Genomic DNA, 6521 nt, shown 5'->3' with positions numbered 1-6521 from the left:
CCGGCGCTCGAACTCGGCCTTGAGCTTCGGCTCGGCCTTGGCGAGGCGGCCTTCCCAGTCGGCGCGCGCCTTGGCGCCGCCGGCGCCGACGGCGCGCCAGGCGTCGAGGATGTCGGCCGGAATCTCGAAGGGCGGCGACTCCCAGTTGAAGAATTTGCGGGCGCCGGCGATTTCCTCGGCGCCGAGCGGCGAGCCATGCGCCTTGTTGGTGCCGGCCTTGGTCGGGGCGCCGAAGCCGATGGTGGTCTTGCAGGCGATCATCGTCGGCTTGTCGGAATGGCGCGCCGCCTCGATGGCATAGGCGATCGCTTCCGGATCGGTGCCGTCGATATGGCTGGCGTTCCAGCCGGAGGCCTGGAAGCGGGCGACCTGGTCGGTGTTGTCGGCCAGTGAGACCGGGCCGTCGATCGAGATGTTGTTGTTGTCCCAGAAGACGATCAGCTTGTTGAGCTTCAGATGGCCGGCCAGCGCGATGGCTTCCTGGGAGACGCCTTCCATCAGGCAGCCGTCGCCGGCCAGCACATAGGTGTAGTGGTTGACGAGATCATTGCCGAAGGCGGCGTTCATGATGCGCTCGCCGAGCGCGAAGCCGACCGAATTGGCAAGGCCCTGGCCGAGCGGACCGGTGGTGGTCTCGATGCCGGCGGCATGGCCGTATTCGGGATGGCCGGCGGTCTTGGAGCCGAGCTGGCGGAAGTTCTTGATCTGGTCGATCGTCATGTCCTCGTAGCCGGTGAGGTAGAGGAGCGAATAGAGCAGCATCGAGCCGTGGCCGGCCGACAGGATGAAGCGGTCGCGGTCGGCCCAGTGCGGGGCCTTGGCGTCGAATTTCAGGAAACGGCTGAACAGCACGGTGGCGATGTCGGCGCAGCCCATCGGCAGGCCGGGGTGACCGGAGTTCGCCTTCTCGACGGCGTCCATGGAAAGGAAACGGATCGCGTTGGCCATCCGATCATGTTGTTCACGCGACGTCATGCTTCCTCCGGAAGTGGGTTGGAGCCTGGGGAGAGCCCTTGGAAAAGGATGCCGCGACACATAGCAGGCGCGGCCTTTTAGTCAACAAATCGGGACGGATTTTGCCGGGCTTGTGATGGCATCGAGCGCCTTACATTAGCGATAGCGGGGGACAGTCGCGAGAGCTTTGTTGACGCGCCCTTCACCCGGCGCCTAATCTTTCCGAGGTAACGCGTTCTGAATGCGCGCGATTCGGTGATGGGCAGGGCATAGGACGAAGGCCATGACCGGGGAAACGACCCTCAAGGAAGTCATCGCCAGGCTGGGCAAGGCCATGGAAGGGCTGGAAAACGCCGTGGCGGCGAAGCTCGAGCACGAGCGTGATTATTCGGAAGCCGAGGCAGAGGTGCAGCGCATGAACGCCGACCGTTCGCGCCTGGCGCAGGAGCTCGACAATTCCGAAGCGCGCGCCGAGCGTCTGGAAGACGCCAACAAGGAAGTGTCGCGGCGGCTGGTGACCGCCATGGAAACCATCCGCGCGGTTCTGGACAGGTAGGGCAATGGCACAGGTCACGGTTTCCATCGACGGCAAGCAGTATCGCATGGCCTGCGACGAGGGCCAGGAAGAGCACCTGATCGACCTTGCCGAGCGCTTCGACCGCTATGTCTCGCATCTGAAGGATTCGTTCGGCGAAATCGGCGACCAGCGGCTTACCGTCATGGCCGGCATCATGGTGATGGACGAGCTGTCCGAGCTCACCAAGCGCGTCAAGGGCATGGAGAGCGAAGTGCTGACCTTGCGCAAGACGCGCGATGAGGCGCTGACCAAGGCCGACAAGAGCGACAGCGTGCTGACAACCGCGCTCGGCGCGCTCGCGCAGCGCATGGAAGATCTCGCGGTGACGCTCGCGGTAAAGAAGGCCTGAGCGGCTCCGATACCCGTTCCGACGGAAAATCCTACCGCGAATTGCCGGCGGTCACGCAAAAAATTCGCCTCGCGCAGGCCATGACCATCATCGCGAGCGTTTAATCGGCGTCGCGATGGTGCTACGCTTTTGCAGCCGGCAACGGCCAGCCGCAGGCCGGCTACGGTTTTCAAAGAGGGTAGGGACAGGTCATGAGTCTTCGTATCAACGATGTCGCGCCGGATTTCACGGCCGAGACCACGCAGGGCACCATCAAGTTCCACGACTGGATCGGCGACGGCTGGGCGGTGCTGTTCAGCCATCCGAAGAATTTCACGCCGGTCTGCACGACCGAGCTCGGCACCATGGCGGGTCTCGAGGACGATTTCAAAAAGCGCAACGTCAAGATCATCGGCATCTCGGTCGATCCGGTGTCGAGCCACGAGAAGTGGCAGGCCGACATTAAGACCGCCACCGGTCATACGGTGCACTATCCGCTGATCGGCGACAAAGACCTTCACGTCGCCAAGCTCTATGAAATGCTGCCGGCGGGCGCCGGCGAGAGCTCGGAAGGCCGCACGCCGGCCGACAACGCCACCGTGCGCTCGGTCTATGTCATCGGCCCCGACAAGAAGATCAAGCTGGTGCTGACCTATCCGATGACCACGGGGCGCAACTTCGACGAGATCCTGCGCGTCATCGATTCCATCCAGTTGACCGCTAAGCACCAGGTGGCGACGCCGGCCAACTGGAAGCAGGGCGACGACGTGATCATCACCGCCGCCGTCTCCAACGAGGATGCGGTCAAGCGTTTTGGGGCGTATGAAACGGTGCTGCCTTATCTCAGGAAGACCAAGCAGCCGACGGCATGATTTTTCCTTCTCCCCGTTCACGGGGAGAAGGTGCCCGAAGGGCGGATGAGGGGCGGCGCGGCATTCGAAGGGACCGCGCCGCCTCCCGATCCGATTGTTGGAACAAACCTCGCAGCCTCGGCGCTGCCCCTCATTGTCCTGCCGGACATTTCTCCCCGTATAGTGACGGGGAGAAAGGGCTGGTTTCGCCGCTTCGCCAAACAAAAAAAGGCAGCGCCAGATTCTGGCGCCGCCGTTTTGTTGTTGCTGTATGTGCGGTGGCTTTACGCCGCCGGCTGCGCCTCGATGGTGCGCAGCGCCTGCATCTGACGCTTGGCGGCGGCCTTGACCGCGTCCTGCACCTTCTCGAAGGCGCGCACCTCGATCTGGCGCACGCGCTCGCGGCTGATGTCGAACTCGGCCGAGAGCTCTTCCAGGGTCAGCGGCTCTTCGGCAAGGCGGCGCGCCTCGAAGATGCGCCGCTCGCGGTCGTTGAGCACCGACAGAGCGCCCGACAGCATGGCGCGCCGGCTTTCCAGCTCGTCCTGCTCGATCAGCATCTCTTCCTGGCTTTCGTGGTCGTCGACCAGCCAGTCCTGCCATTCGCCAGACTCGCCCTCGCTCGCCCGGATCGGGGCGTTGAGCGAAGCGTCGCCCGACAGGCGGCGGTTCATCGACACCACTTCCGCCTCGGAAACGTTGAGGCGGGTGGCGATCTCGGCAATCTGGTCGGGCTTCAGGTCGCCATCATCGAGCGCCTGGATCTTGCCCTTCACCTTGCGCAGGTTGAAGAACAGACGCTTCTGGTTGGCGGTGGTGCCCATCTTGACCAGGCTCCACGAGCGCAGGATGTATTCCTGGATCGAGGCCTTGATCCACCACATGGCATAGGTGGCGAGCCGGAAACCACGCTCCGGTTCGAATTTCTTAACGGCCTGCATGAGGCCGACATTGCCTTCCGAGATCACCTCGCCGATCGGCAGGCCGTAGCCGCGATAGCCCATGGCAATCTTGGCGACGAGCCGCAAATGGCTGGTGACGAGCTTGTGCGCAGCCGTGGTGTCCTGATGCTCGGCGTAGCGTTTCGCGAGCATGTACTCTTCCTGCGGCTGAAGCATCGGAAAGCGGCGGATTTCTTCCAGGTAACGGGCGAGACCGCCTTCACCGGAAACAATACTGGGTAATGATTGGGCCATGATAGCGCCCCCTCTCTCTTTGGAGTGGATGCCCCCGAAACGCGGCGGGCACACGTCACGGATGCCAAAGGCTCATCCGCGACAACTTCTGTATATAGGAACAAAACCAGAAAAGACAGGCATTTGTTCAACGCTAAACAGTCTGTCACGTTGAAGTGAACAACGCCGGTCAGGTTTTTTGATGGCTGGTTTGCAGCTTGTTGGCGGGTCGGTTCAAAGTTTTCGGAAGTCGACGACGAGTTCCTCCATGTCTCCCGGTATCGGCGCTTCGAACCTCATCGTTAGATGGGTGGTCGGGTGCTCGAATTCAAGGAGCCAGGCATGCAGGGCCTGCCGTGGAAAGGCTTTGACCTTGGTTTTCAAGGGTTCCGGCAGCCGGTTGGCTTTGGTGCGGAACGCCTGGCCGTAGTCCGGATCGCCGACAACCGGATGGCCGATATGGGCCATGTGGACGCGGATCTGGTGGGTGCGGCCGGTCTCCAGCCGGCATTCGACGAGGCTCGCGGTGGCGAAAGCCTGCTGTCCTTCGCCGAAGCGCTCGACGACGCTGAAATGAGTGACGGCATGGCGGGCATCGTCGCGGCCCTCGGGAACGACGGCACGGCGGACGCGGTCGGCGGCTCGGCCGAGATGGGCGTCGATCGTGCCGGTCGGCCGCTGCGGAATGCCCCAGACCAGCGCCAGATAGGCGCGTTCGAGATCGCCGGTGCGGCCGTGATCGGCAAAGGCTTCCGACAGGGCCTTATGCGCCCGGTCGGTCTTGGCCACCACCATGACGCCGCTGGTTTCCTTGTCCAACCGGTGGACGATACCAGGCCGTTTGACGCCGCCGATGCCGGACAGGCTGTCGCCGCAATGATGGATCAGCGCATTGACCAGCGTGCCGGTCCAGTTGCCGGCGCCGGGATGCACGACCAGCCCCGCCGGCTTGTTGATCACGATCAGCTCGTCGTCCTCGTAGAGGATGTCGAGGGGAATGTCCTCGCCTTGCGGTTCGGCCGGCTCGGGCGCGGGCACCAGAATCTCGATCCGCTCACCGGCGATCAGCTTGCGCTTGGTTTCCAGCACCGGCTTGCCGGCGATGGAGACAGCCCCCTGTTTGATCAGCGCCTGCACGCGGCTGCGCGAAAGCTCCGGCCCGAGCCTGGCGGCGAGCCACTGGTCGAGGCGCTGCCCGGCGGCGTCGGCGCCGGCTTCGAGCGCGACGGCTTCGCCGGATTCCTCGTCCGCCGATTCGTCCTCTATCAATATCGGGGTCTCTTCGTTATGAGCGCTCATCGAAACCCGTTGCGGATTGTTTAGCCATGGCCCGGCCGGTCGCCGAAGAAGATGAGGAAAAGCCGCTCGACCCCGCGGCCGAGAATGTGCGCCGCAAGCTCGTCCGCTTCATGATCGTCAATCTCGGCCTTCTGTTCCTCGCCCTTATGGTGGTGATCGGCGCGCTTGTCTACAAAGCCCGCAACGCACCGGTGGCCGGATCAGCGCCTGCCGGCGATGTCCAGGTTCCGGCCGGCGCGTCGCTCTCCGGCGACATCGTGCTTCCCGTCGGCGCCAAGGTGGTCAGCCAGTCGCTCTCCGGCAACCGCCTGTCGATCGACACCGAGCTTGCCGACGGCAGCCGGTCGATCTTCGTCTACGACATCGCCGAGCGCCGCATCATCGGCCAGTTCGCGATTCGCAACAAATGAGCGGCTTTGCCGAACGCCGCAGCGTTGCGACCGTCGCGCTCGTCGTCGGCAATTACGACGAGGCGGTTCGCTGGTATGTCGAGCGGCTCGGCTTCGTGCTCATCGAGGATGTCGACCTTGGCGGCGGCAAGCGCTGGGTCACCGTCGCGCCGGCCAAGGGCCAGGGCGCGCGGCTGCTCCTGGCTGAAGCTTCCGGCGAGGAGCAGGCCAGCCGCATCGGCAACCAGACCGGCGGCCGGGTTTTTCTCTTTCTCGAGACCGACGATTTTTCCCGCGACCACCAGGCGATGCTGGCGAAAGGCGTCGAGTTCCGCGAGGCGCCGCGCCACGAAGCCTATGGCACGGTGGCGGTGTTCTCCGATCTTCATGGCAATCTCTGGGACCTGATCGAGCCGAAACGGCAGTCCTGACACAGCCAATCCGTAAAGTGGTTCAGGCGTCAGAAACCCCAGTTGCTTTTTCCCGGCCGCCAGCCTATGTAGCCGGTTCTTGAGCGCGCCCATCGTCTAGCGGTCAGGACACCGCCCTCTCACGGCGGGAACAGGGGTTCGATTCCCCTTGGGCGTACCAAGCTTCCGAAAACCCGACGTTCGAAAAGACTCCAGCAGGCGGATCACTCCGCAGCAAGGGCGACGGCGGCAGCGAAACCGGCCTTGGTTCTTTCGCGTGATGCCTGTTCCAACAACCTCGACAGGTGCTGGAGGTGCATCGATTGCGCATCCTCAAGCAATTGCAGAAAGTTGGATGCCTTGCCCCGCGGCAACCGGCGGCGCTTCAGCGCGGCGATGCGCGCCCGCTGGCACCTGATGTGCCGCTCCGCTTGCAGAACGTGCCGTTCCGCCATTTGGATGTCGTCAGCCAGTGCCATCAACCGCTAAACGGTCACTGCGGGCAAAGAGTTCCGTAAGGGAAACCGCTGTCTTAAAA

At 63.4% G+C, this 6521-nt stretch carries 9 protein-coding genes and 1 tRNA gene; 6 read left to right on the top strand and 4 right to left on the bottom strand.

All coding sequences use genetic code 11. The features are described 5' to 3' along the window. The coding region (locus EOA24_RS23805; RefSeq protein ID WP_245501840.1) for a thiamine pyrophosphate-dependent enzyme at positions 1 to 975 on the bottom strand (975 nt) is incomplete at its 3' end. Positions 976 to 1237: 262 nt separating this feature from the next. On the opposite strand from EOA24_RS23805, the gene EOA24_RS23800 reads away from it, so the two are divergent. The 3 genes from EOA24_RS23800 to EOA24_RS23790 all read left to right on the top strand — a co-directional run bounded on the left by EOA24_RS23800 (position 1238) and on the right by EOA24_RS23790 (position 2731). Further along, positions 1238 to 1510, top strand: coding sequence for a DUF4164 domain-containing protein (locus EOA24_RS23800; RefSeq protein WP_023763725.1), 273 nt, complete (start codon positions 1238 to 1240; stop codon positions 1508 to 1510). A gap of 4 nt (positions 1511 to 1514) precedes the next feature. Continuing rightward, entirely contained in the window at positions 1515 to 1880 is a 366-nt protein-coding gene (locus tag EOA24_RS23795; protein ID WP_042641578.1) for a cell division protein ZapA, read from the top strand. Positions 1881 to 2071: 191 nt separating this feature from the next. After that, the gene (locus EOA24_RS23790; protein ID WP_126080835.1) at positions 2072 to 2731 is read left to right on the top strand and encodes a peroxiredoxin; all 660 of its coding nucleotides are present in this window, start codon (positions 2072 to 2074) and stop codon (positions 2729 to 2731) included. A gap of 263 nt (positions 2732 to 2994) precedes the next feature. Here the strand turns inward: EOA24_RS23790 and rpoH are convergent, their stop codons facing one another. Both rpoH and EOA24_RS23780 read right to left on the bottom strand, forming a co-directional pair. After that, positions 2995 to 3906 carry an RNA polymerase sigma factor RpoH gene (rpoH, locus tag EOA24_RS23785; protein WP_126064089.1) on the bottom strand — a complete coding sequence of 304 codons (912 nt, stop codon included), beginning with the start codon at positions 3904 to 3906 and terminating at the stop codon, positions 2995 to 2997. Positions 3907 to 4119: 213 nt separating this feature from the next. Next, positions 4120 to 5184: an RluA family pseudouridine synthase gene (locus EOA24_RS23780; protein ID WP_126080836.1), complete on the bottom strand. Its 1065-nt coding sequence runs from the start codon at positions 5182 to 5184 to the stop codon at positions 4120 to 4122. Between the two features lie 26 nt (positions 5185 to 5210). On the opposite strand from EOA24_RS23780, the gene EOA24_RS23775 reads away from it, so the two are divergent. The 3 genes from EOA24_RS23775 to EOA24_RS23765 all read left to right on the top strand — a co-directional run bounded on the left by EOA24_RS23775 (position 5211) and on the right by EOA24_RS23765 (position 6164). Continuing rightward, positions 5211 to 5594 (top strand): fimbrial protein, encoded by a 384-nt coding sequence (locus tag EOA24_RS23775; protein WP_126080837.1) that lies wholly within the window; start codon positions 5211 to 5213, stop codon positions 5592 to 5594. Further along, positions 5591 to 6004: a VOC family protein gene (locus EOA24_RS23770; RefSeq protein ID WP_126080838.1), complete on the top strand. Its 414-nt coding sequence runs from the start codon at positions 5591 to 5593 to the stop codon at positions 6002 to 6004. Before EOA24_RS23775 ends, EOA24_RS23770 begins: the two co-directional genes overlap by 4 nt. Before the next feature lie 85 nt (positions 6005 to 6089). After that, a tRNA-Glu gene (locus EOA24_RS23765) sits at positions 6090 to 6164 on the top strand. A gap of 43 nt (positions 6165 to 6207) precedes the next feature. On the opposite strand, the gene EOA24_RS23760 is transcribed toward EOA24_RS23765, so the two are convergent. After that, positions 6208 to 6462: a hypothetical protein gene (locus tag EOA24_RS23760; protein WP_127258012.1), complete on the bottom strand. Its 255-nt coding sequence runs from the start codon at positions 6460 to 6462 to the stop codon at positions 6208 to 6210. Between the last annotated feature and the right edge of the window lie 59 nt (positions 6463 to 6521).

It is taken from the genome of Mesorhizobium sp. M2A.F.Ca.ET.039.01.1.1 (genome assembly GCF_003998035.1).
Classification (GTDB): Bacteria; Pseudomonadota; Alphaproteobacteria; order Rhizobiales; family Rhizobiaceae; genus Mesorhizobium.
The sequence above is the reverse complement of the archived record's forward strand: the minus strand, read 5'-3'. Positions and strand labels throughout refer to the sequence as shown.

Coding starts and splice junctions, on each gene's coding strand:
- EOA24_RS23790 (WP_126080835.1), top strand. CDS start 2,072: ATGAGTCTTCGTATCAACGATGTCGCGCCGGATTTCACGGCCGAGACC.
- EOA24_RS23780 (WP_126080836.1), bottom strand. CDS start 5,184: ATGAGCGCTCATAACGAAGAGACCCCGATATTGATAGAGGACGAATCG.
- EOA24_RS23800 (WP_023763725.1), top strand. CDS start 1,238: ATGACCGGGGAAACGACCCTCAAGGAAGTCATCGCCAGGCTGGGCAAG.
- EOA24_RS23795 (WP_042641578.1), top strand. CDS start 1,515: ATGGCACAGGTCACGGTTTCCATCGACGGCAAGCAGTATCGCATGGCC.
- EOA24_RS23770 (WP_126080838.1), top strand. CDS start 5,591: ATGAGCGGCTTTGCCGAACGCCGCAGCGTTGCGACCGTCGCGCTCGTC.
- rpoH (WP_126064089.1), bottom strand. CDS start 3,906: ATGGCCCAATCATTACCCAGTATTGTTTCCGGTGAAGGCGGTCTCGCC.
- EOA24_RS23760 (WP_127258012.1), bottom strand. CDS start 6,462: ATGGCACTGGCTGACGACATCCAAATGGCGGAACGGCACGTTCTGCAA.
- EOA24_RS23775 (WP_126080837.1), top strand. CDS start 5,211: ATGGCCCGGCCGGTCGCCGAAGAAGATGAGGAAAAGCCGCTCGACCCC.